Here is a 22,704-nt window from a genome sequence, read left to right on the forward strand (position 1 = left end):
CCCACGCACACGCCCTGCGTTGCACGGCGCGAAACGCGTGCTGCCGGACGATTACGCGGGCACCGACTCCGCCTTCTGCGCGCGCGACCACACGCGATGCTTGCCCAGTGCTTCGATGAACGTCTTGAGCACGGTCTTCGCGTCGCTGCCGACGACCACGCCTTCATCGCCGCCAGGCAGATGCGATGCGGCAAGCACATCCTCGCCGTCGCCAATCGCGCCGATCGCTTTCAGATGCTTGAACGATTCGAGCACGAAGTGGCGCGCGTCGCCGGATTCGGACAGCGTCTTGGCGCTTGCCTTGCCGTCCGCGATGATCATTCCGTCGAACATGATGGACGGCATGCCGAGGATGGTGGCGTCCGCTTCGATACCTTCGGCAGGGAACCCGAGCGTCGGCGAGATGACGAGCGCTTGCGCGCCGCCCGCCGCGAGCGCTTCCTTGACGGCCTTGATGCTCGCGGCATCCGCGCCCTTCGCGGCGAGAATCGCGACCTTGCGCGTCTTGATCGACGGCACGGCCTTGGCGATGATCGACAGCGCCGGCGATTCCGTCACCGACGACTTGCCGAGTTGCTCCGGGCTCGCGTTTTTCTTGGGCGCGGGCATGCCGAGATTTTCCGCGACGCGCGCGGCCAATACCTCGTCGATGTTCGCAAGCAGAGCAAGTTCGCGTTCGCGAATGAACTTGCGCTCTACCTTGCTCAACTCGAATGAATACGCGCCGACGATGTGATCCTTCTCCGGCTGCGTCTGGCTGTTCCAGAAGAGCGTTGCTTGCGAGAAATGGTCGGCAAACGACGGGCTGCGCACGCGAATCTTCTCGCCGTCCACGCGTTCCGTGTAGGTTTCGAAGCCGCCGCCCGATGCTGCCGGCGCCGTTTCCTTCGGCCAGCCGCCATCGATCGAATTCGGCTCGTAGGAAGCCTGACCCTTGTCGATGGTCTGGCGATGCATCGCGTCGCGTTGACCGTTATGCAGCGGCGCGATCGGGCGGTTGATCGGCAACTCGTGGAAGTTCGGGCCGCCCAGACGGCTGATCTGCGTATCGGTGTAGGAGAAAAGACGTCCTTGCAGGAGCGGGTCGTTCGTGAAGTCGATGCCCGGCACGATATGTCCCGGACAGAACGCGACCTGCTCGGTTTCCGCGAAGAAGTTGTCGGGATTGCGGTTGAGCGTCATCTTGCCGATCATCTTGAGCGGCACGAGTTCCTCGGGAATGATCTTGGTCGGATCGAGCAGATCGAAGTCGAACTTGTGCTCGTCTTCTTCCTCGACAATCTGCACGCCCAGTTCCCACTCGGGATAGTTGCCCTTGTCGATGGCTTCCCACAAATCGCGACGATGGTAATCGGCATCCTTACCCGCGATCTTCTGCGCCTCGTCCCACAGGAGCGAAGCCGAACCGATGGTCGGCCGCCAGTGGAACTTGACGAAGCGCCCCTTGCCTTCCGCGTTCACGAAACGGAACGTGTGAATGCCGAAGCCTTCCATGGTGCGCAGACTCTTGGGAATGGCGCGGTCGGACATCGCCCACATCACCATATGCGCCGACTCCGGCACGAGCGAGACGAAATCCCAGAAGGTGTCATGCGCCGACGCGCCTTGCGGAATCTCGTTATGCGGCTCCGGTTTGACGGCGTGCACGAAGTCGGGAAACTTGATCGCGTCCTGGATGAAGAACACGGGCATGTTGTTGCCGACCATATCGAAGTTGCCTTCGTCGGTGTAGAACTTGACCGCGAAGCCGCGCACGTCGCGCACGGTATCGGCGGAACCGCGCGAGCCTTGCACGGTGGAGAAGCGCACGTAGACCGGCGTCTCTTTCGACGGGTCTTGCAGGAAACCGGCCTTGGTCAAGTCGGCTTGCGACTCGTACACCTTGAACACGCCATGCGCCGCCGAACCGCGCGCATGAACAATGCGCTCCGGAATACGCTCGTGGTCGAAGTGCGTTATTTTTTCACGCATGATGAAGTCTTCGAGCAGCGACGGACCGCGCGCTCCAACGCGCAGCGTGTTCTGGTTATCGGAGACTTTTACACCCTGGTTCGTGGTCAGGGCTTGATTCGTTGCATCGCTGCGGAAGGCTTCGAGCGATTCGATCTTCTTGTTGGTCGCGGCGTTCGGGCTCTGCGAAGGCGGACGCGCGGTGCTATTCGTGGGTTGCTTCTTTGTTGCCATTTGAGGGGACTCCTTGGGGAAGATTGCTTTTAGCCTTTCGGGCCATTCGCAAGCCTTGTTCCCGAAGGAGATAGGGTTTCCGCTTGCAGCGGGACGCCCGGCGGGGCGCGACGGGCGAAGCCGAAGCCTCGCCCGCTCGTGACCATCAGACACCGGTACTCGCTGGCGACAATGCCTTCTCCGCCGTTACCTTCTGCAAGGAAATGATGCGCGTCATGGCCGCATGGTTCGACGTGGCCTCGTTGTACATCTTCGCGAGATCCGCCTTCAGTTGCGTGCGCGATGCTCCGTCGAGATAAACCATATGTCCCGATGGATAAAACGCCGCGGAAAGATTCTGCCTGACGACGCTGTTGATCAACGGCATCTGCTGAAGGTCGATGATGGTCTGATAAAACGGCGTCACGAAGTCATATAGGCCGTTCGCGGACAAGACCTTGAGATCCACGTTGAGCGCCATCACGGCGGCTAGATCGCCCGCTGTATAGAGCACGACGTTGCCTTTCGAATCCAGTCCCTTCTGTTCGCCGGTCGGGTCCGTATGCTTGAAGTCCCAGTTGAGGAAAGCCTGGTCGTTCAGGTCCGTGAATGACGAAGTGGACGTGAACTTCAACTGCTCGTTGAGATAGCTGTTCCACATGGTCGTGTAGACACCGCTCACCGCTGTCATGGTCGGATCGTTGCCGCCCGAGTTCGGATCGATCTTGCCCGCGATGCCCGTCGAAATAGCCGTCACGCGCCCGTCGTACGAGCCGAGCGATTCGCCCTTCGACTTCAGGAGCGTCGTCAGAAAGAGCGAATTGCCACGGCTGTCGTAAGCCGCGATATCCAGACTCCACGCAAGCAGCGTCACCTTGTCGATGCCCGTGTATTCGGAGAGCTTCTCGACCACTTCATCGTCGGTCTGCGGAAACTTGCGCAACGCGTTGAGATAGTCCGAGCGCGAAAACTCCGCGACTTCCTCGGCAAAGTTCAAGAGGTTGGTCGGCGTGGGATGCACGCCGAGCTTCTTGTGATACCACGCATCCGCCGCGGCGGTAGGCAGCGCGCCGACGGGGTTGCCCGCCTGGCGGTAATCGAGAATCGACGATTGCAGGGTGATGCCGTTCAGATCGACGCCATCTTCATGCAGCCGGTACGCCAGGACGCAGCTGCGCGCCGTGCCATACGATTCGCCAAACAAGAACTTGGGCGAGTTCCAGCGGTTGTTCTTCGTCAGATAGCGCTTGATGAACTGCTTGATCGAATCCGCATCCTGATCCACGCCCCAGAAGTCGCGGTTCTTGTTCGGCGAGATGGCGGCGGAATATCCCGTTCCCACGGGATTGATGAAAATCAGATCGCTCTTGTCGATAAGACTGTCCGCGTTGTCTTCCATCTCGTAGGGCGCGGGCGGCGTGAAGCTCGGCATGGCGGTCTTGATGCGGCGCGGCGCGAACGAACCGAGCAGCACGAACACCGAGGACGAGCCCGGCCCGCCGTTATAAAAGAACGTGAGCGGCCGTTGTTCTTCCTTTGCGCCGTCCTTCGTGAAGGCGACATAGAACATCTTCGCATCCGGCTTGCTGCTGCTCGGGTCCACTGTCACGAGGTGGCCGACCGTGGCCGTGTAAGCGATCTTCTCGCCGCCCACGGTCACGCTATGGTGCGTGATCGCGGCGTTTTCGTCGGCTTCGGTCGCCTCGACGGAATCGTCGGGACCGTTGCCGTAGGCGACGGGATCGAAGTACGGCTGATCCTTGCTCTTCGGCGTTTTCTTCGCCGCTGCGTGCGCGTTGCCGTGCGCCGGTTCTTCGGGTTTGTCTGCGCCTGCTGCTGCCAGTGGATCGGAGTTCATCTTGAACGCTCCAGAATCGTCATCGTGGTTGTTGTTCACTGTCACTGCCCATCTCAACTCGTGCTCTTCGCGGGTTTGAGCGCCGCCGCGATCTTCGCGCCGTCCGGGCTGCCAAGCCCCGTGCAGGCATCCCATCCCGCCGCTGCCGCGAAACTGCCGTTATCGCCTTGCGTGATGTCGTGGAACGCGCCCTTCGCCTTGTACAGCTTCGGATTGATGAAGCCGGCGGGGGAACCGTTGATCGCGTTGATGCGAGCGATCAGCGCGGCCCACAAAGGCGCGACCGCGCTCGTGCCGCCGACGACCGTCTGCTCGCCGTCGATCAGCACTTCGTAGCCGCTTTGCGGCGAGGCGTCGCCCGATACATCCGGCACGCCGCGCTTGGCGAGCGCCGTCGTCTTGCCGCCGGCATGCGCGACGCTCAGCCCTTTCTGCCACGAAGGCAGCGCGAACACGCCGCTCACACCGCCGCCACCCGATCCGCCCTGATCGCCGTCGTTCCACACGACTTCCTTCGTGATCTTCTGCGCGGATGCCGCGACGCTCGTGCCGCCGCAGCCGAGCACGTAGGGACTGGATGCCGGGAAATCGACGTGATCCGCGCCGTCGCCGACGCCGTCGGTCGAACCGCTGTCGCCCGATGCCACGCATACCGTGACGCCGAGCGCCGCCGCGCTTTGCAGCACGTCGTTGAACGCGCCGATGGATTGCGCCGACCAGTTCGATTCCGGTCCGCCCCAACTGATGGACACCACGGACGGCTGGTTGGTGTCGTCGTGTATGGCGCGATTGACGGCATCGACGAAGCCTGCGTCGCTATTCGGCGCGAAATACACCGCGATGCGCGCGCCCGGCGCGACCGCTCCGGCGATTTCGATGTCGAGCGTCACTTCGCCGTCCGGACCATTCGGATTGCCCGTGGGCGCGTTCTTCGCGTCGTCCACGCCGACCGACACCACTTTCGGCGGTTTCACGCCGAGCTTCGAGAAGTACGCCGTCAGGTCGCTAGTCTTGTAACCGCCGCCGAGTTCGATGATCGCGATGCATTGCCCCGCGCCGTCGCCTTCTGGGAAGTCATAGAGTTGCGCGAGATCGAGCGGCGAAAACGACGATGCCGTAAGGCCGCGCGCCGGTTTGAACGGCGGCCGGAAACGGAAATGCGGACGCGCTTGCGGCTTGCTGTCGAGGCCGAGCACGGCGGTGACGGCGTCGTGCACTTCGTCGGGAACATGAACGGGTCCCGCCTGGCCGCGATACTCGCCCATGTTGTGATGCTGGAAACGTTCGAGCTTCACGTCGAACGCCTTCTGAAACTGCTCGATGGTGCCCTTGAGCACGACACTGCGCGTTTCCGCTTCGGCGCGCACCACCGTGAGGCCGTATTGCTCGGCGAACTTCTTGACCTTGTCGACGTCTTCCTGCGACGCGCCGAAGCGCTTTCCGAAGTCCGCGCGGGTCACGGACTGCGCCGGGGCGTCGCCGGCTTCGATGTGCTTCATCATCTGATCAAACGCTGCTTCGTCCTTGCGGCGCAGCATGACGATGACTTCGATCTGCTCGCCAGGATCGCACGCGCCGACGCACTTTGCGTCTTCGGGGTTGCTCTTGCCGCTGCCGCTTACCGGTTGCTTTGCCATGGTGTCGATGCTCCTCGTTGGCAATTCGTTTTAGGCCCGATCCTGCTGCTTGGCGCATCCGGCGCATGTCGTTTCTTTCGATGCTTTCGCTCTGAAAAACGTGCGCGCCGCATATCGTCTTATTTTCCGCAATCGATTGCAATTGCTCGGACCGTTGATTGAAGGATGCAGTTCCGGCAGGACAAAGCGTGTCTCGATATTGAAGTTAGTTATTTGCCTTCGGGCTGCTTTTTGTCTCGGTCGGCAACGATGATGCCGCGCGCGCCGACCCGCAAGAATGGGTCGCGGCAACGGCTAACCCGTTCGCTCTTGCGCGTACTCCTTGCGCACGCCTTGAGGCAGCCAGGGCTCGCGATGCTCGCACCAGAGTTCGTAGGCCGGCTCGAAAACGCCGGTCAGATCGAACGCGCCGAGCGGCACATCGACTTCGTCACGCGTCACGTACTCCATGTACGCCACGGAGCCGCATTCGGGACAGAAATGACGCCTGCCTTCGTCGGAGCTGCGCCACGTCGATGTGCGGCCGGAAAACTCCACGTTGCCGCGGTGATAGATGACGTAGGAGCCGAACGCCGAGCCGTGCACGCGCCGGCACGTCATGCAATGGCACATGCCGACGCGCAACGGCCGGCCCATCGCGCGGAACCGGAATGCGCCGCACGCGCAGCCGCCTTCGTGCGTCACGGTTTCATCGATTGCTTCAGTTTGCTGATTCATCGAGCGACTCCTTGAATGTTCCGTTTTGCCGCACTGCACCGCCGGCACCGATCCGCCCCCGTGTTTGTTACGATAGCCCTTCGCGACTGCGACCTGCGACCTGCGGCAATCGACAGCGACCGACAGCAACCCACAGCAACCATCAGGCACGGGCGGCACCCATGAGCACATCGAGCACGACTCCCACCTTGTCACTCCTTAAGCTACTGCCCGGCGTGGCATCCGAATCCGGCCCAGCCGCGTCCGATCTCGTCGCGCATGTGCTCTCGCACGATCGCTTCAACTCGGCAGCCAACGCGCCCGCCCTGCGCGAAACCTTTCGCGACGTGACGGTCGAGGAAGCGATGTCCGACGAGTACGTCTTCCCGCTTGGCCAGACCGGTCAGTCGATCGTGCTGACAGGCTATCGTATCGCGGCGGGTCATATCGCCGAACGCGCCGCCGACGAATGGCTCGAACTGGCGCATCGGGACCGCATCGCGCGCGGCTTGCCGGCCATGCCGCAGGCGCACGAACCGGCCCTCGCGCCCGATCCCGCCGAGGCCGATCAACTCCTCGACCGCGCGGTGGAATGCGCGCAACGCATTCTCGACCCGGTGGCGAGCGAACAGATTCTCTCTCTCTTCGAGACGCACTATCGCGGCAGCCGCGAATTTTTGCGGCTCAACTGGGAAGGCTTGCCAGAAGATCTCGTGCCGGAATCGCGCCGACCGCTCGCCGTGCTCGCCTCGGCGGAACGGCGTGAAAAGCGCGATTACGATCCCTACGGCCTCGAAGGCGCCGCCGATTACGATGTCGACCGGCCGCTCGCGTATCGCGAGAAGATCGGGCCGTTTCTCTTCACGATGACGTATCGCCACGAGTATCCGCAAGTCGACGACGAACGGCTTGGCACCGCCTTTGCCGTGTTCCACGAGGCGGGCAGCGATATCGTCGCGGCCGCGGTCAAGCTTCAACTCGTCAAGGTGCCGCCGCTTCACAGCAGCGCCGATCTCGTCTATACGCTCGACACCTATTCCGGCGAAATGCTGTCGCTCGCGCTCGCGGCCACCGAGGCGCTCGGTCCCGAACGGCTGTGCGAAGTGTTCAATGCGCATCGCGTGATCTATATCAGCCTGTGGGAAGTGCGCAAGCCGTGGCGCGGCGAGGGTCTCGGCGTCGCGCTGTTGCACGAGGCGCTGGAACGCCTGCCCGCCGATGTCGATGGCCGCCCGAACGCGTTATGCGTCGCGCCCGAGCCGTATCAGACCGACATGCGTCACTTCGACAAGCTGCCCGCCGTGCTGCGCGAGGAACTGAAGACGCCGGCGCGCAGGCTCGCGACTCATCTGAGCAACTGGCTGTCGCGCTCGAAGCTGCCTATTGCCACGCATTTCTTCGTGCCAATGGCGCGGCACGCGGGCATCGGTTCGGCGGGAGAGAACGCGCGGCTGATCGACCGGATCATGGAAAGCGAAGCCTGAGGAAGTCGCTCTACCAGCCAGCCATGCGCACGCGACATGGCTGGCATGCGCAGATTTCGATTGTGAGGGGATTTTGGCGTGCCTAGAGTGCGTCGATCCCCTCACCTTTCGATCCCCACCATGACGCTTCGCCTCTCGCGGTTTCTGCGCGGCCTGCTCGCCGCTTCGTTCGCCCTCGCCGTCTCGTTCGCCCATGCGGACACGCTCGACACTATCCAGAAAAACGGCGTGGTGCGCATCGGCGTATTCATGGACTATCCGCCGTTCGGCTCTATCGGCCCGGACATGAAGCCGCAAGGCTACGACATCGAGATGGGCGAATACCTGGCGCGCGCGCTCAAGGCGAAAGTCGAGTTTGTGCCGATTACCGGCGAAAACCGCATGGCTTATCTCGCCACGCACAAGGCCGACTTGCTGCTCTCGGTCGGTCAGACGCCCGAGCGCGAAAAGGTGATCGATTTCTCGCGGCCTTATGCGCCGTACTATCTGGCGGTGTTCGGACCGAAGTCGCTGGCGGTGAAGACGACCGCCGATCTCGCGGGCAAGTCGGTAGCGGTGGCGCGCGGCACGCTCGAAGACTTGAGCGTGAGCAAGGTCGCACCGCCCACGGCCGATATCAAGCGTTTCGAAGACCCGAACGGCGCGATCTCCGCGTTTTTGGCCGGACAAGCGCAATTGCTGGTAGTCGGCAACGATGTTGGCGCAACGATCATCGCGCGTAATCCGCCCGTACAGCCCGAGCAGAAGTTTCAGTTGTTCAGTTCGCCGGATCATGTCGGATTGAACAAGGACGAGCCCCGACTCTTGAAGGAAGTCGATGCGGCGATCGTTCAAGCGAAAAAAGACGGCACGCTCAACACGCTTTCGACGAAGTGGCTGAAGGCGCCGTATCCGGCGGATCTTTGAGCATTTGCCAACGGCATGGCTTGCATGGGAAGCCGGCGCTGCCGGCTTTTTCTTTTGCGCCTTGCAACGCAAAGCCCGTCTTGCAGGCGCTGGCACGAAAGACGGTTAGTTGCCGTCGCGCTTATTCATCCATATTCATCCGTTTGTCGCCGAAGCGCGTATAGACAGGCATTCGCTCACCGCTTCGCACCGCTCAGGAGAACGACGATGAAACCAGCGATCCGCTTGGCCGCCCTTGCAGCATTCGCCATGAGCGCTGCGGCATCGGCGCAAACAATGGATTCGGCCGCCGCACCGCAAGCCATGCCGATGCCTACGCCCATGACGATGGCCGCCAACACGCCGCTTTCGCGCGCCGAAGTCCGCGCGGACCTTGCACGCGCTCGCGCCGATGGCACCATCCCGCGCTACGGCAATCCCGATCCATACGGGCCGGCGCGTTCGGCGCGCGGCGCACCGGGCAGTTATCCGCGTAGCTGAGTGTCGCGTTGCCAGACGGTCAGCGCATCGGCGACGCGCTCGATCACATCGTCCCAATCTCCGGGCGCTTGCTGTCTGAAAAGCCGCGCGGTCGGATACCACGGGGAGTCGTCGCGTCCGGCGAGCCAGCGCCAGCAAGCGTTCGAGCACAGTGGTATCCACAGCGGCTTGCCAAGCGCGCCCGCGAGATGCGCCACGGATGTATCCACGCTGATGACGAGATCCAGCGATTCGATGAGCGCGGCGGTATCGGCGAAATCGGCGACTTCGTTCATCGGGTCGGACAAACGCCAGGCGTCGGGCAGCGCGGCACATTCCGCGCGCGCCGTCGCGCCCTTCTGAAGACTGACGAAGTGCACGCCGGGCAAGGTCAGCAAGCGCTCGCATTGACGCGCGGCGAGCCAGCGGCGGCTGAAAGCGGCAAAGGCGTCGCGCAGTCCCGGACGCGGCTCGCCTGTCCAAGCAATGCCTGCTTTCAACGTGCCCGCGGGCAACCGGGCGCGCCAGAACTCGACCTTTTCGCGCGGTGCTCGCAGATAAGGAACGGTCGATGGAATAGTCGCGAGCGTCGTCCCCATGAGGAAAGGCAGGCTCATCAGGAAGCAACTGTAGTCGTGGGCCGGTAGCGCGTGCAGATCGGCCGGCGCGATGCATGCGTCCACGCAATCCATCGCGCCGATCAACGCGACCAAGGCCGGCGGGCAGACCACCGTCAGACGATCTAGCCCACGCACCTTGAGTTCAGGAAGGTAACGGCTGAACTGAATGGTGTCGCCGAAGCCTTGCTCGGCCATCACGATGAGTGTCTTGCCCGTCAACGCTTCGCCCTGCCAGCGCGGACCCGGCAAAGCTGGCGGAAGCGCGCCGCGCTGCGCGAAGCGCTCGTCGTAGCGAGCCTCGAAGAGCGGCCATCCTTGTTCATAACGGCCCGTGCCGAGCAGCAAGGTGGCCAGATTCATCTGCGCATCGACGCACTCCGGATCGATCGACAGCACGTGCCGGAAGGTCGCTTCCGCATCGGCGAGACGTGTTTCGTCCTCACGATACACGTTGCCCAGATGCAAATGCGCCGCGATGAAATCCGGCCGTATGACCAAAGCTTTTTCATACGCGGCTTGCGCTTCGTGCAGGCGGTCGAAACGGCCATGAGCGCTTACGTCGTAGATCGCATCGGCGAGATTGAAATGCGCATCGGCGTTTTGCGGCGCAAGGTCGACGACATGACGATACGCGACTTCCGCCTCGGCGAGCCGCCCTTGTTCCCCAAGCACGATGCCCAAATTGGTGTACGCCGCCGCGTAGTCCGGCCGCAAGCCGACAGCCCGCCGATACGCATGCTCGGCATCGACAACGAGCCCGGCATCTTTCAAGACGTTGCCGAAGTTCAGATGCGCGTCCGCCCAGTCGGGCCGTGCGGCAAGCACGTGCTCGAACTGTGCGCGCGCCTCGCCGAGCTTACCCAAAGTCCGAAGCACGTTGCCAAGGTTATTCCGTGCTTCGGCAAAGGCAGGCTGTGCATCGATCGCGTGGCGATACTCAGCCTCGGCCTCCGGCAACCGGTTCGTGCGCGCGAGCAACGCGGCAAGATTCGCATGAGCCTCGGCGAAATCGGGTTTGAGCGCGAGCGCGCGACGATAACCCTCCTCGGCTTCATCCGCGCGCCCTTGCCGATCAAGCACGTTCGCGAGGTTGTAATGCGCGACCGGATAGTCCGGAAGAAGTGCGAGCGCGTTCCGATAAAGCGTTTCCGCTTCACGATAACGCTGCAACTCGTTGAACAGATTCGCCAGGTTGTTGCGCATCCCGGCGTCGTCGGGACGCGCATCGATTGCGCGCAGCCAGTAGCGCTCCGCTTCGTCGTGACGTTCGAGTCGATAGGCGCAGACAGCGGCGAGATTGAGCGCGTCGGCGTCGAGGACCAAGGGCGCGAGCGTCTCCAGCGCTTCGGCGTAGCGTCCGTTCGAATAGAACGCAGCCGCTTCGTGATAGCGATTCGTATCGGATGGCATGGGTTGGATAGGTGTTTCAAACATGTCGAGCCACGGCGAATGGCGGCTGACGTCGAGCGAATATTTTGAGGCGCGCTCGATGATCGAAGCGTCACAAAGTGCGCCATATGGCGCTCGCCGGGCGAAACAGCCATGTTCGCGTCATCTTTGCCGACGCGTTTTCGCAGCTTATTTACGCAGCCATGCAGTATTTACTTGCATGGTCCGTGTTCAGACGAGCGAGTAGTCGGGCGCACCAGCGTCTGCCGGCGATGGCATTGGACTTGCTGTCACTCTTGGCTTGCGCGAATGGTCGAACGTTCGGTCGTCTTACAGCGATCGGACGAAGGCGGCTCGCGTATCACGCGCCATCCTCAAGACCTCAGGGACGTGGTTCATCGAGACCTGCACGGCGTGGCGCGCCCAACCGAACGAGCGAGGAGCATTCAATCGCCATGTCCCCAGTCAAAACGCTTTCACCCCTTTCACCCGATACACGCGATACCGACGACGCGGCCCAGAAACCGTCGCGTCGGCGCTTCCTGCAATCGGCGGCAGCGAGCGCGGCCGTAGCCGCCGCGCCGCTTGCGTCGACCGCGCGCGCGCAACAGCAAGCTGCAACGCCCGCCGTCGCGCCACCCGCCACCTCCGCGCCGACGATGCCGGTCAAGCTGACTATCAACGGTCATCCGTACGAGCTTCAGGTCGAAGCGCGCACGACCTTGCTCGACGCCCTGCGCGAATACGCCGACCTCACCGGCACGAAAAAAGGCTGCGACCGTGGCCAGTGCGGCGCGTGCACGGTGATCGCGGGCGGGCGACGCATCAACTCGTGTTTGACGCTTGCCGTGATGCACGAAGGCGAGAGCATCACGACCGTCGAAGGCTTGGCTCCCGGCGGCGATGTGCTCAGTCCATTGCAGCGCGCGTTCATCGAAAAGGATGCGTTTCAGTGCGGCTACTGTACGCCCGGGCAGTTATGCTCGGCGACCGCGCTCATCGACGAATACCGTGCAGGCGATGCCAGCGCCGCCACCGCCGACGTGCGCTTCCGACCCGCGCAACTCTCCGACGATGAAATCCGCGAGCGTATGAGCGGCAATATCTGTCGCTGCGGTGCGTATCCGAATATCGTGGCGGCGGTGAAGTTCGTCGCTTCGTCGCAAGGTTAAGGGAGAGCACATGGACGCGATCTCTTATCAGCGCGCCGCCGATATCGGTGCGGCGCTGCAGGCGGCCAGCCAGCCCGGCACGATGTTCATCGGCGGCGGCACGAATCTGCTCGATCTCATGAAAGGCGGCGTGGCGCGGCCCACTCGTCTCGTCGATATCACCCACATCGACGCCCTGAACGGCGTCACGACCTTGCCCGATGGCGGGCTGCGCATTGGCGCGCTGGTGCGTAATAGCGACGCCGCGAATCACGCGTGGGTGCGCGAGGGCTATCCGCTCTTGTCGCAGGCATTGCTTGCGGGCGCATCGGCGCAATTGCGCAACATGGCGACCGTCGGCGGCAACCTGATGCAGCGCACGCGCTGCTATTACTTCTACGACACGGGCTTTCCTCAATGCAACAAGCGCGCGCCCGGCAGCGGTTGCGCCGCGCTCGAAGGCAACAACCGCATTCACGCGATACTCGGCGCGAGCAGTCAATGTGTCGCGACCAATCCCTCCGATATGAGCGTCGCGCTCGCCGCACTCGATGCCGTCGTGCGCGTGACCGGCCCGCAAGGCGAGCGGACCATTCCGTTCGCGGAGTTTCATCGGCTGCCGGGTGACCGGCCCGATCTCGATACCACGCTCAAGCCCGGCGAACTCATCACGGCGGTCGATCTGCCGCCGCCGCTTTTCGCGGGACATTCGAAGTATCTGAAAGTGCGCGACCGCGCGAGCTATGCGTTCGCGCTCGTCTCCGTCGCCGCCGCCTTGCAGATGGACGGCAACACCGTTAAGGCCGCGCGCATCGCGTTGGGCGGCGTCGCGCACAAACCGTGGCGCGCGAACGCGACGGAAAGCGCGCTCATCGGCAAACCGCTCGATCGCGCGTCGCTGCAAAACGCGGCCGCGCTCGCCGTGCGCGATGCCAGGCCGCTGCGCGAGAACGGCTTCAAGGTGGCGCTCGCCCAGCGGGCGATCGTTCGGGCAGTGGAACAAGCGGGAGGCACGGCATGAGCATCATCGGCAAACCATTCGATCGCACCGACGGCGTGCTCAAGGTCACGGGCCAGGCGCGCTATTCGGCCGACAACACCGACGCCAAGCTCGCGCATGCGGTGCTGATCACGAGCACGATCGCCAAGGGCCGCATCGCCTCTATCGATACCAGCGGTGCCGACACGATGCCCGGCGTGCTGCTCGTCCTGACGCACAAGAACGCAATGCGTCTGCCCAACGGCGGCGTGCCCGACGCGCAACCGCCCGCCGTGCGCAAGCTTACGCTCCTGCAAACCGACGAAGTGCGCTACAGCAACGAGCCGGTGGCGGTGGTCGTCGCGGACACGCTGGAACATGCGCAAGGCGCGGCGCGCCACGTGATCGTCCGCTACGAGGGCGCCATGCCAAACGCGGAATACGTGCATGCGCGCGGCACGGCGTATCAACCCGAAAAGATGATGGGCCGCCCGATCACCACGAGCCGCGGCGATGTCGATGCCGGTATGCGCCAAGGTCAGACGCGCCTCGACGCCGTCTATACGACGCCCTACGAGCATCACAATCCGATGGAGCCGCACGCGACGCTCGCGCGCTGGGACGGCCCCAATCTCACGCTCTACGATGCGACGCAAGGTGTTTCCGGCGCGCGCGGCGCGGTGTCGAAATTTTTCGGCATTCCGGAAACGAATGTGCGCGTGATCTGCCCGTTTGTCGGCGGCGGCTTCGGGTGCAAGGGCTCGGTGTGGTCGCATGTCGTGCTGGCGGCAATGGCATCGAAACAGACCGGACGTCCCGTGAAGCTCGTGCTCGAACGTCCGCAGATGTTCGGCATGGTCGGCAACCGGCCGTTCACCGAACAACGCATTCAGGTGAGCGCGCACGGCGACGGCACGATGACCGGCATGAAGCACGACGTCATCTCGACCACCTCGACCTTCGAGGACTGGACCGAGAGTTCGGCCATTCTCACGCGCATGTTGTACGCGGTGCCGAATCAATCGACCTCGCACAAGCTCGTGAAGCTCGACATCGGCACGCCGACATTCATGCGTGCGCCCGGCGAGACGAGCGGTTCGTTCGCGCTCGAAACCGCGATGGACGAACTCGCGTATCAGTTGCACATGGACCCGCTCGCGCTGCGCATGAAAAACCACGCGAACATGGAGCCGCAAGAGAAAAAGCCGTGGTCCAGCAAGTCGCTGATGGAGTGCTATCAGCGCGGCGCGGAAAAGTTCGGCTGGGCGCGCCGCAACCCGGCGCCGCGTTCGATGCGCGACGGCAACACGCTGATCGGCTGGGGCATGGCGACGGCGACGTATCCGGCGAACCGCAGCGAGGCATCGGCGATCGCGCGCATTCTGCCCGACGGCACGGCGATGGTCGCTTCCGGCACGCAGGATCTTGGCACCGGCACCTACACCGTGATGACGCAGGTCGCCGCCGACGCGCTCGGTTTTCCGCCCGACTTCGTGCGTTTCGCGCTCGGCGATTCATCCTTGCCGAAGGCGCCGGTATCGGGCGGCTCGCAGTCGGCGGCGAGCGTGTCGCCAGCGGTGCGTGCGGCGGCTGCGCAGGCGCGCGATCAGTTGATCGCGATGGCGCTCGCGGATCGCGGATCGCCCGTCGCCGGCTTGTCGCGCGAGGACGTCACGGTGAGCAATGGCTGGGTCGTGAGCGTTTCGACGCCGGACAAGCGCGATCCCGCGGCGGCGATCATCGCGCGAAACGGCGGCAAGGCTATCGAAGCGACGGCCACGGTGCGCCCCGGCGACGAGAAAAAGCAGTACTCGTTTCACTCGTTCGGCGCGGTATTCGTGGAAGTGCATGTCGATGCGGACCTGGGCATCGTCCGTGTGCCGCGTGTCGTCGGGGTCTATGACGTCGGCACCTTGCTCAACGAGAAGACGGCGCACAGTCAGTTGATGGGCGGCATCGTTTGGGGCGTGGGCTCGGCGCTCTTCGAGAAAGGCGAACTCGACGGCCGCTACGGCCGCTATACCAACGCCAATCTCGCGGAGTATCACGTGCCGGTGAACGCGGATATCGGCTTGCTGGATATTTCCTTTGTCGGTCAGCCCGATCCGCATATCAATCCGGACGGCGCGCGCGGCATCGGGGAAATCGGCATTACGGGCGTGGCGGGCGCGCTCGGCAGCGCGGTGTATCACGCGACCGGCGTGCGCGTGCGCGACTTGCCGATCACGCTCGATAAAGTCATGCCGAAAACGATGGTGTAGTGCGGAAGAAAAGGTCGGCGCGGCGCTCAATGGCACGAATGCACATTGCGCCGCGCGGATTTTTTTGACGCTTGCGGTGACTATCGACGCGCTGCACAATCGATCCTCTTCCCCACGCGAGCCGCACCGATGACCTACTCGTCAAGCGCGACCGGCATCCTGCTGGCCGCAGGGCTCGGCACCCGCTTCGATCCTTCCGGCATTCACAACAAGCTGCTGGCGCCCTTGCCGAACGGCACGCCGGTCGTGTTTCAGTCGGCGCGCAGGCTGCTTTCGGTTGCTTCGAGTGTGATCGCGGTGGTTCGGCCGGGCGCGGAAAAGCTGGCGGAAGTGCTGAACGAAGCCGGCTGCAAGGTCATTTTCAGCATCGATGCCGAGCGCGGCATGGGCGCGACGCTCGCCGTGGCCGTACGCGCCACCGCCGACGCGGAAGGCTGGCTTGTCGCGCTCGGCGATATGCCGTGGATCGAGCCCGCGACCATCGAAGCCGTCGCGCGTCCGCTCGACGCAGGCGCGCGGCTCGTCGCGCCGTTTTATCGCGGCACGCGGGGACATCCGGTGGGGTTTGGCATCGAGTACGGCGCGGCGCTCGCCACGCTCGATGGCGACGCAGGCGCGCGCGGCATCTTCGCCATGGAAAAGCCGACGGTCATCGAAGTGAATGACCGGAACGTGCTGCGTGACGTGGACTTGCCTGGCGATTTATCGGACGGTTGACGCAGTCGCTTTGTTACGTGGAGTCATGCACAACGAGCGCGGGCATGGACATGCCTCGGCCGTCGTCGATATTTCTGCGGCAATCGCCGTCATGCTCTCCAATGCACCGCATCCGAACGACGGCGCTTGCCCCGCGCCGTCGACCTCGCAATAACGCCTACGCGGCGATCGCCGTCACATCCGCCGGGCCTGCCACGTCCGCGTTGGCATTGACGTTCGCGCTCAGATAACGCCGGCTCACTTCCACCAGCGTCGCGCCGAAGCCCTTCTTCGCCTTGAAATCGGTACGCGCGCTCGTCACCACGCGCGGCGCCGCGCTCCACTCGATGTGCGCGCCCGTTTCGATCAACGCTTCGACGAGCGCGACATCCTCGCTGGATTCGAGCGGCGGAAAACCGCCTGCCTGCAAATAAGCCCGTGCCGAGACGCCGAGATTCGCGCCGTGGATATGGCGATGCCCGTCCGCATCCGTATAAGTGCGGCCGAAGTGCTCCTGCACCGCGCCGAGATGCGGCGACCAGTCATGCACGCCGATCACGCCGCACACCGCATCCGCGCAGCAGTCGAGCTGGCGCGAGAGCCAGTCGTCGGCGACGGTCGTGTCGGCGTCGGTGAAGGCGAGCCAGCGCGCGCCGAGCGCAAGCGCCCGCTCCGCGCCATGCGCCCGCGCGATGCCGACATTGCGCGCGTCGATACTCGTGACGTGCGCGCCGAGTGCGGAGGCGATTTCGCCCGTCTCGTCGCTGCAACTGTCGAGCACGACTATCACGCGCACTTCTTCTCCCAGCAATTGATGATGGTCCGCCGCGCGCCGGGCGGCAGTCACGCACGCGCCGATATGCGCGGCTTCGTTATGAGCAGGGATGACTATGGCAAGCATGTCGACTCCGTTTTGATTTTGTGGTTCATCGGCAGTCAAAGCCGCGATTGTTTCGAGGTACAGCAATGGGTGTACCCATGCGCACGCGGCAAGGGTCGCAACCGCTCTTAAGGGCACGACCATCCCAAAAAAGTTGCCCCAAAAGCCGAAGCGCCGATAGAATTCACTGTATGGATATACAGTACTTTTCGTTCCTTCCGGCTTCCTCTCCGCGATGAAAAGCGTCGTCTTCGATCCGTCCTTCGCCGCCTGGCGCTCCGCCGCGCGCACGCTCCTCATGGAAGGCGCGCGGCCGGAAGACGTCGTATGGCTGGAATCGGATTCCTCGGCAACCGTGTTCGGCAGCATCGACGGACCGCCGCCCGGCCCCGAGAACCCCGACGCGCCCAAGCCCGTGAAGATCGCCCGCGAATTCCTCGCGATGCTGGCAACGGCGGCCTGCTATCGCACGCCGGCCCGCTGGATGTTTCTCTACAAGGTGTTGTGGCGCTGGACCCAGGGCGATCGCGCGGTCGTATCGCCGGACGATCCCGACGGGCAGCGCCTGCAACACATGATCGAAGCCGTGGAGGCCGAGGAAAACGAGATGCGTCGCGTGCTGCGCTTCAGGCATCGCGATTCGTCGCTCGGACCGCCCGAGTTCATCAGCTGGTGCGAGCCCGTGCACGACCTGTTGGAGCACGCCGCCATGCACTTCGCCACGCGCATGGGCAGCGCCACGTGGATGATCGCGACGCCGCACGGCGCGGCCTTTTGGGACGGCGCGCTGCTGCGGGTGGATCGCACGAGCGACCCGGAAGAAAAGCCAATGGATTTCGGCGATACCGCGATGAGCGGCGAGGCCGTGAGCGGAGACGCCATCGAAGCGCTGTGGCTCGCTTATTACGAAAGCACCTTTACGTCGGCGGTGGAAAATGCCGCCGAAGTGGCATCGCACATGCCGGTGCGCTACTGGAAGAGCCCGGAAAACCAGCGCGCAGATCCCACGCTGATCTCGCGCGCCGATCCTTATTCGCGGCGCGACCGGCATCCGCGCAACGTTCCCGCGGACATGGAAGTGGCCCTCAACACGGATCTGGAGCCGCTTCAGGGCACGTCGCTGAAGGAGCCGCCCTCGCTCGACGCGTGCAAACGCTGTTCGCTCTGGCGCAACGCGACGCAGGCCGTGCCCGGAATCGGTCCGGCGAACGCGCGCGTCATGCTGGTCGGCGAGCAGCCTGGCGATAACGAAGACCGCGAAGGCAAGCCGTTCGTCGGTCCGGCGGGCAAGCTGCTGGACGAGGCCATCGGTGAGGCGCAACTCGCGCGCGAAACGCTTTATCTGACCAACGCGGTGAAGCACTTCAAATTCGACCCGCATGGCGATGAGCGGCAGCACGTTGCGCCCGGACAGCGCGAACGCGAGGCCTGCCGGTTCTGGCTGGAGGAGGAACTGACGCGGATCGCGCCGAAAGTGGTCGTGGCGCTTGGCGCCACCGCGCTCAAGGCGCTGACGGGGCATCGCACGGCGCTGTCCGAGTATCTCGGCAAGACCATCGAGCACAAGGGGCGCATCGTGGTGCCGACCTATCATCCGTCGTATTTGCTGCGGCTGACCGACGAAAAGATTCGCGGCGAAGTGTTCGGCACCATCGTCGAGGCGCTCGTGTTCGCGCGGCAGATCGCCGAAGGCACCGCGACCATCCGCACGCCGGTGAAGGATCGGACGCGCTAGCATCGGTGCAAGCCGCGTATCACAAACCCCAATTGCAACGAGAAGAAACAGGACGCAACAAGACGAAAGCGCCGTCAACCTTCCTGTAAGCCATGCGTTATACCCGTGTCGCGCCGCTCTTTGCCTGTTGGCGCTCACTCACGAATCGTTCCGACGACACATCCATGGCCGCTCTTCCCCTCGAAGCACTCCGCCAACAACAATCCATCACCGCGCTCGTGCCGAAATCGGCCGGGCAGTTGCAAACCGAGCGCGAGCGCGTCATTGCCCGCGCCGGCATGTTCCTGAACGCGACCATCGTGCTGGCGCTTCTGGGCTTGTTGGTCGTCGCGTGGCTGCCGTTTTCGTCGGTGCAGCAGGAATTCCGCTTTGGCGTGCAGGAAGTGATCGCGGTCGGCGTTTTTGCCTCGTGCCTCTTTCTGCTGCACGAGCGCGCCGAACTCATGCTCGGGCTTTACAGCTTCGAGCCGGTCGAACAAACCACGCAGGGCGAATTGCGCGCGCTTTTGCATCGCGTGCCGGAAGGCGCGCAGTATCAGCAAGCGCTCGCCGCCGACAACCGCACTTTCGTGACCGGCGAGGTGGACGACATTCGCCGCCGCGCCGAAGCCTTCATTCCGAAGACGCTACCGGCAGAAGACGGTAATCCGGAAACCTGACCGGAAGATAAGTCCCGGCACCCGTGCCAGGACAAAAAGTGAACCGAAAAGCCGCCGCCTTGCCCATGCAGGGCGGCGGCTTTCTTTTCATTGAAAGCGCGCCGCTGTGCCTGTTTCTTGCTGAATGTGAAGCGAACGGACCATTCACGGGAGAGGCCAAGCATGAGCAAACTGCCGCATATCGAAAAGTACGATCACCCGGCGGGCGGCTGGGGATCGGTCAAGGCAGTTACCTCGGCACTCGTCAACGAACACGTCGCGCTCAACGGCGCGCGCATTCTTCTGCATCAGAACAAGCCGGACGGCTTTGCGTGCGTGAGCTGTTCGTGGGCGAAGCCGGCCGATCCGCATCTCTTCGAATTTTGCGAGAACGGCGCGCGGGCAACCGCGTGGGAATTGACGAAGAAGCGGATCGATCAGGATTTTTTCGCGCATCACACGCTCGCGGGATTGACGGCGTGGACCGATTTCGAGCTCGAATCGCAAGGCCGCCTGACCGAGCCAATGCGTTACGACGCCGCCACCGACCGTTACGTGCCAGTTCCGTGGCAACAGGCTTTCGACGAAATCGGCGCGATGCTGCGCGACGCCAGGCCGAAGCGCAGCGTCTTCTACACGTCGGGGCGCGCATCGCTCGAAACGTCGTACATGTTCCAGTTGTTCGCGCGGCTTTACGGCACGAACAATCTGCCGGACAGTTCGAACATGTGCCACGAGAGCACGTCGGTGGCGCTGCCGGAGACCATCGGCGCGCCGGTCGGCACCGTGACGCTCGACGACTTCGAGCACACCGACTGCTTTTTCTTCTTCGGGCACAACACCGGCACGAATGCGCCGCGCATGCTGCATCCCTTGCAGGAAGCGAGAAAGCGCGGCGCGCGCATCATCACCTTCAACCCGATCAAGGAACGCGGGCTCGTGAGCTTCGCGAATCCGCAGTCGCCGGTGGAAATGCTGTCGCCGATCCAGACTGCGATCAGCACGCAATATCTGCAACTGAAGATTGGCGGCGACATTGCCGCGGTCACGGGCTTGTGCAAGGCGCTGATCGAAGCGGACGACCTGGCGCAAGAAAACCAGACGCCGCGCGTGCTGGACGCCGCCTTTATCGCCGAACACACGCACGGCTTCGATACCTTCGCCGCCGCGATGCGCGCCGCCGACTGGAGCGACATCGAAACGCAATCGGGCCTGACGCGCGCCGCGCTCGAAGCAGCCGCCGCCGAATATGCGCGGGCCAAAGCCGTGATGATTCTCTACGGCATGGGCATCACGCAGCATCGCGAAGGCGTGCTCGCCGTGCAGATGCTGACGAATCTGATGCTGCTCGGCGGGAACATCGGCAAGCCGGGCGCGGGTATCTGCCCGATTCGCGGCCATTCCAACGTGCAGGGTCAGCGCACGGTCGGGATCACGGAGAAGCCGGCGCTCGTGCCGCTCGACACGCTCGCGGAAATGTACGCGTTCGAGCCGCCGCGCGACGAAGGCATGTCCACCGTCGATGCCTGCGCGGCGCTGCGCGACGGCGAACTCGATGCATTCATCAGCCTCGGCGGCAATTTCGCGCGCGCGACGCCCGATCATCACGTGCTGGAACCGGCGTGGCAAAACGTGCCGCTGACGGTGCAAATTGCCACGCACCTGAACCGCAGCCATCTGCTGCACGGGCGTGCGGCATATCTGCTGCCTTGCATCGGGCGTATCGAGGTGGATCAGCAGGCGAGCGGCCCGCAGATCGTCACGGTCGAGGACAGCACCGCGTGCGTCCATGCGTCGAAGGGCTTCGCGGAACCCGCGAGCAAGACGTTGCTGTCGGAGCCCGCGATCGTCGCGGGACTGGCCAAGGCCACGCTGCAAGGACGTCGCGGCAAGGTCGACTGGGACGCCTGGACGGCCGATTATTCGCTGGTGCGCGAGGCGATCGAGAAGACTTACCCCGATCAGTTCAACGAATTCAACGCGCGCATGTCGCAGCCGGGCGGGTTTCATCGGCCGATTCCGGCGGCCAAACGCGAGTGGAAGACGAAGAACGGCAAGGCGAATTTCATCACGCCAGAGGGCATGGGCGAAGATCCGGACATGTCTTTCGAAGGCGAGCGCACCTTGCGGCTCATGACCACGCGCGGCGACAGCCAGTTCAATACGACCGTGTACGGGCTTGACGATCGCTTTCGCGGCGTCTTCAATACCCGAGACGTGCTGTTGATGAACCGTGACGACATGGCGCGGCTGAACATCGCGGAAGATCAGACGATCACCGTGACAACGGTATCCAGCGATGACGTGACGCGCAGTATCGACGGATTGCGGGCCCATGCATTCGATATTCCGGCCGGCTGCGCGATGGGCTATTACCCGGAATGCAATCCGCTGATTCCGCTCGCGCACCACGCGAAACGCAGCAAAGTGCCTGCGGCGAAGGCAGTTCCGGTGCGCGTGCGCGCGACGTAAATCCCGGCGTGAGGCGGCCGGGCATGTCCCGTGCTCGCGCTTGGCCGACTTCACGATTTTTCCATCGAGGCCACGGCCTTGCAGGAGCGCAGATGCGAGCCAACCCGTTTTCTCCCCTGATCGACGACCTGGCGCCTTCGCTGATTGCGGACTCGCCTGCCGCTTCGCCGTTGTCCGACGCCCAATATGACGAACTCGTGGCGTTTCATGGCATCGAGCGCGAGCGTCTGGTGCTGATTCATCCCGGCAGCCACAAGACGACGCCCGCGTGGTCCGCGCAGCAATACGCCGACGTTGCCGATCAGTTGACCGCCGACGGCTGGCAGATCGCTATCATCGGCGACGCGCCCGATCCGGAGCGCACGGCCGGCGTCCTGGGCGCGATGCAAACCGCCGCGCTTTTTCTGGCCGGCGCCGTGGCACCGCGCACGTTGCCGCGCCTGATCGCCGACGCCCGCCTGCTCCTTTCCGACGATGCCATCGCGCCTTCGCCCGCCGCCGCCGCACGTGCGCTCGGCACGCCGCATATCGTGCTCGACGAGCATCCGCGCGGCACGGACAGCGAGGCCATCATCGAACGGGCACGCGCCGAACTGTCGGATACGCGGCGCGCGCACCCCGGCACGCCCTTCACACTGCACATGCCGGTCGAACACGACGCGGCCTGACGCCATTCGGGA

At 63.7% G+C, this 22,704-nt stretch carries 17 protein-coding genes; 11 read left to right on the forward strand and 6 right to left on the reverse strand.

What is annotated here, in order from left to right:
• Positions 1 to 51 precede the first annotated feature (51 nt).
• The 4 genes from katE to NCT03_RS20075 all read right to left on the reverse strand — a co-directional run bounded on the left by katE (position 52) and on the right by NCT03_RS20075 (position 6,375).
• Positions 52 to 2,208: a catalase HPII gene (katE, locus tag NCT03_RS20060; protein ID WP_350029512.1), complete on the reverse strand. Its 2,157-nt coding sequence runs from the start codon at positions 2,206 to 2,208 to the stop codon at positions 52 to 54.
• Between the two features lie 121 nt (positions 2,209 to 2,329).
• Positions 2,330 to 4,021, reverse strand: coding sequence for a S10 family peptidase (locus tag NCT03_RS20065; protein ID WP_250493606.1), 1,692 nt, complete (start codon positions 4,019 to 4,021; stop codon positions 2,330 to 2,332).
• A gap of 53 nt (positions 4,022 to 4,074) precedes the next feature.
• Complete coding sequence (locus tag NCT03_RS20070) at positions 4,075 to 5,658, reverse strand: S53 family peptidase (protein ID WP_250467393.1); 1,584 nt, start codon at positions 5,656 to 5,658, stop codon at positions 4,075 to 4,077.
• Between the two features lie 294 nt (positions 5,659 to 5,952).
• Positions 5,953 to 6,375 carry a GFA family protein gene (locus NCT03_RS20075; protein WP_250467394.1) on the reverse strand — a complete coding sequence of 141 codons (423 nt, stop codon included), beginning with the start codon at positions 6,373 to 6,375 and terminating at the stop codon, positions 5,953 to 5,955.
• A 188-nt stretch (positions 6,376 to 6,563) separates the two neighbouring features.
• On the opposite strand from NCT03_RS20075, the gene NCT03_RS20080 reads away from it, so the two are divergent.
• The 3 genes from NCT03_RS20080 to NCT03_RS20090 all read left to right on the forward strand — a co-directional run bounded on the left by NCT03_RS20080 (position 6,564) and on the right by NCT03_RS20090 (position 9,224).
• Positions 6,564 to 7,838 (forward strand): inositol monophosphatase, encoded by a 1,275-nt coding sequence (locus NCT03_RS20080; RefSeq protein ID WP_244829303.1) that lies wholly within the window; start codon positions 6,564 to 6,566, stop codon positions 7,836 to 7,838.
• A 120-nt stretch (positions 7,839 to 7,958) separates the two neighbouring features.
• Entirely contained in the window at positions 7,959 to 8,744 is a 786-nt protein-coding gene (locus tag NCT03_RS20085) for a transporter substrate-binding domain-containing protein (protein WP_244829302.1), read from the forward strand.
• 207 nt (positions 8,745 to 8,951) lie between these two features.
• Positions 8,952 to 9,224, forward strand: a complete 273-nt coding sequence (locus NCT03_RS20090) for a DUF4148 domain-containing protein (protein WP_250493607.1) — start codon at positions 8,952 to 8,954, stop codon at positions 9,222 to 9,224.
• On the opposite strand, the gene NCT03_RS20095 is transcribed toward NCT03_RS20090, so the two are convergent.
• Positions 9,209 to 11,257 (reverse strand): tetratricopeptide repeat protein, encoded by a 2,049-nt coding sequence (locus NCT03_RS20095; RefSeq protein WP_250493608.1) that lies wholly within the window; start codon positions 11,255 to 11,257, stop codon positions 9,209 to 9,211. The genes NCT03_RS20090 and NCT03_RS20095 overlap by 16 nt on opposite strands.
• Positions 11,258 to 11,667: 410 nt before the next feature.
• Here NCT03_RS20095 and NCT03_RS20100 point away from each other — a divergent pair, with 410 nt between their 5' ends.
• The 4 genes from NCT03_RS20100 to NCT03_RS20115 all read left to right on the forward strand — a co-directional run bounded on the left by NCT03_RS20100 (position 11,668) and on the right by NCT03_RS20115 (position 16,320).
• Positions 11,668 to 12,384 (forward strand): 2Fe-2S iron-sulfur cluster-binding protein, encoded by a 717-nt coding sequence (locus NCT03_RS20100; protein ID WP_250493609.1) that lies wholly within the window; start codon positions 11,668 to 11,670, stop codon positions 12,382 to 12,384.
• 10 nt (positions 12,385 to 12,394) lie between these two features.
• Positions 12,395 to 13,384, forward strand: coding sequence for an FAD binding domain-containing protein (locus tag NCT03_RS20105; protein WP_250493610.1), 990 nt, complete (start codon positions 12,395 to 12,397; stop codon positions 13,382 to 13,384).
• The gene (locus NCT03_RS20110; RefSeq protein ID WP_250493611.1) at positions 13,381 to 15,603 is read left to right on the forward strand and encodes a xanthine dehydrogenase family protein molybdopterin-binding subunit; all 2,223 of its coding nucleotides are present in this window, start codon (positions 13,381 to 13,383) and stop codon (positions 15,601 to 15,603) included. The genes NCT03_RS20105 and NCT03_RS20110 overlap by 4 nt, the downstream gene beginning before the upstream one ends.
• 129 nt (positions 15,604 to 15,732) lie before the next feature.
• Positions 15,733 to 16,320, forward strand: coding sequence for a nucleotidyltransferase family protein (locus NCT03_RS20115; RefSeq protein WP_250467399.1), 588 nt, complete (start codon positions 15,733 to 15,735; stop codon positions 16,318 to 16,320).
• Positions 16,321 to 16,477: 157 nt separating this feature from the next.
• On the opposite strand, the gene NCT03_RS20120 is transcribed toward NCT03_RS20115, so the two are convergent.
• Positions 16,478 to 17,200, reverse strand: coding sequence for a glycosyltransferase family 2 protein (locus NCT03_RS20120; RefSeq protein ID WP_250467400.1), 723 nt, complete (start codon positions 17,198 to 17,200; stop codon positions 16,478 to 16,480).
• Positions 17,201 to 17,414: 214 nt separating this feature from the next.
• Between NCT03_RS20120 and NCT03_RS20125 the strand changes: the two genes are divergently transcribed.
• The 4 genes from NCT03_RS20125 (at position 17,415) to NCT03_RS20140 (ending at position 22,692) form a co-directional block, all read left to right on the forward strand.
• On the forward strand, positions 17,415 to 18,914 hold the full coding sequence (locus tag NCT03_RS20125; RefSeq protein ID WP_250467401.1) for a UdgX family uracil-DNA binding protein: 1,500 nt from the start codon (positions 17,415 to 17,417) through the stop codon (positions 18,912 to 18,914).
• Between the two features lie 164 nt (positions 18,915 to 19,078).
• Complete coding sequence (locus NCT03_RS20130) at positions 19,079 to 19,573, forward strand: hypothetical protein (RefSeq protein ID WP_250467402.1); 495 nt, start codon at positions 19,079 to 19,081, stop codon at positions 19,571 to 19,573.
• 162 nt (positions 19,574 to 19,735) lie between these two features.
• Positions 19,736 to 22,024, forward strand: coding sequence for an FdhF/YdeP family oxidoreductase (locus NCT03_RS20135; RefSeq protein WP_250493612.1), 2,289 nt, complete (start codon positions 19,736 to 19,738; stop codon positions 22,022 to 22,024).
• Positions 22,025 to 22,116: 92 nt separating this feature from the next.
• The gene (locus NCT03_RS20140; RefSeq protein WP_250493613.1) at positions 22,117 to 22,692 is read left to right on the forward strand and encodes a glycosyltransferase family 9 protein; all 576 of its coding nucleotides are present in this window, start codon (positions 22,117 to 22,119) and stop codon (positions 22,690 to 22,692) included.
• Positions 22,693 to 22,704: the final 12 nt, after the last annotated feature.

It is taken from the genome of Caballeronia sp. GAWG1-1 (assembly GCF_023631465.1).
Taxonomy (GTDB): Bacteria; Pseudomonadota; Gammaproteobacteria; order Burkholderiales; family Burkholderiaceae; genus Caballeronia.

Coding starts and splice junctions, on each gene's coding strand:
- NCT03_RS20065 (WP_250493606.1), bottom strand. CDS start 4,021: ATGAACTCCGATCCACTGGCAGCAGCAGGCGCAGACAAACCCGAAGAA.
- NCT03_RS20070 (WP_250467393.1), bottom strand. CDS start 5,658: ATGGCAAAGCAACCGGTAAGCGGCAGCGGCAAGAGCAACCCCGAAGAC.
- NCT03_RS20075 (WP_250467394.1), bottom strand. CDS start 6,375: ATGAATCAGCAAACTGAAGCAATCGATGAAACCGTGACGCACGAAGGC.
- NCT03_RS20085 (WP_244829302.1), top strand. CDS start 7,959: ATGACGCTTCGCCTCTCGCGGTTTCTGCGCGGCCTGCTCGCCGCTTCG.
- NCT03_RS20090 (WP_250493607.1), top strand. CDS start 8,952: ATGAAACCAGCGATCCGCTTGGCCGCCCTTGCAGCATTCGCCATGAGC.
- NCT03_RS20095 (WP_250493608.1), bottom strand. CDS start 11,257: ATGTTTGAAACACCTATCCAACCCATGCCATCCGATACGAATCGCTAT.
- NCT03_RS20100 (WP_250493609.1), top strand. CDS start 11,668: ATGTCCCCAGTCAAAACGCTTTCACCCCTTTCACCCGATACACGCGAT.
- NCT03_RS20105 (WP_250493610.1), top strand. CDS start 12,395: ATGGACGCGATCTCTTATCAGCGCGCCGCCGATATCGGTGCGGCGCTG.
- NCT03_RS20110 (WP_250493611.1), top strand. CDS start 13,381: ATGAGCATCATCGGCAAACCATTCGATCGCACCGACGGCGTGCTCAAG.
- NCT03_RS20115 (WP_250467399.1), top strand. CDS start 15,733: ATGACCTACTCGTCAAGCGCGACCGGCATCCTGCTGGCCGCAGGGCTC.
- NCT03_RS20120 (WP_250467400.1), bottom strand. CDS start 17,200: ATGCTTGCCATAGTCATCCCTGCTCATAACGAAGCCGCGCATATCGGC.
- NCT03_RS20125 (WP_250467401.1), top strand. CDS start 17,415: ATGAAAAGCGTCGTCTTCGATCCGTCCTTCGCCGCCTGGCGCTCCGCC.
- NCT03_RS20130 (WP_250467402.1), top strand. CDS start 19,079: ATGGCCGCTCTTCCCCTCGAAGCACTCCGCCAACAACAATCCATCACC.
- NCT03_RS20135 (WP_250493612.1), top strand. CDS start 19,736: ATGAGCAAACTGCCGCATATCGAAAAGTACGATCACCCGGCGGGCGGC.
- NCT03_RS20140 (WP_250493613.1), top strand. CDS start 22,117: ATGCGAGCCAACCCGTTTTCTCCCCTGATCGACGACCTGGCGCCTTCG.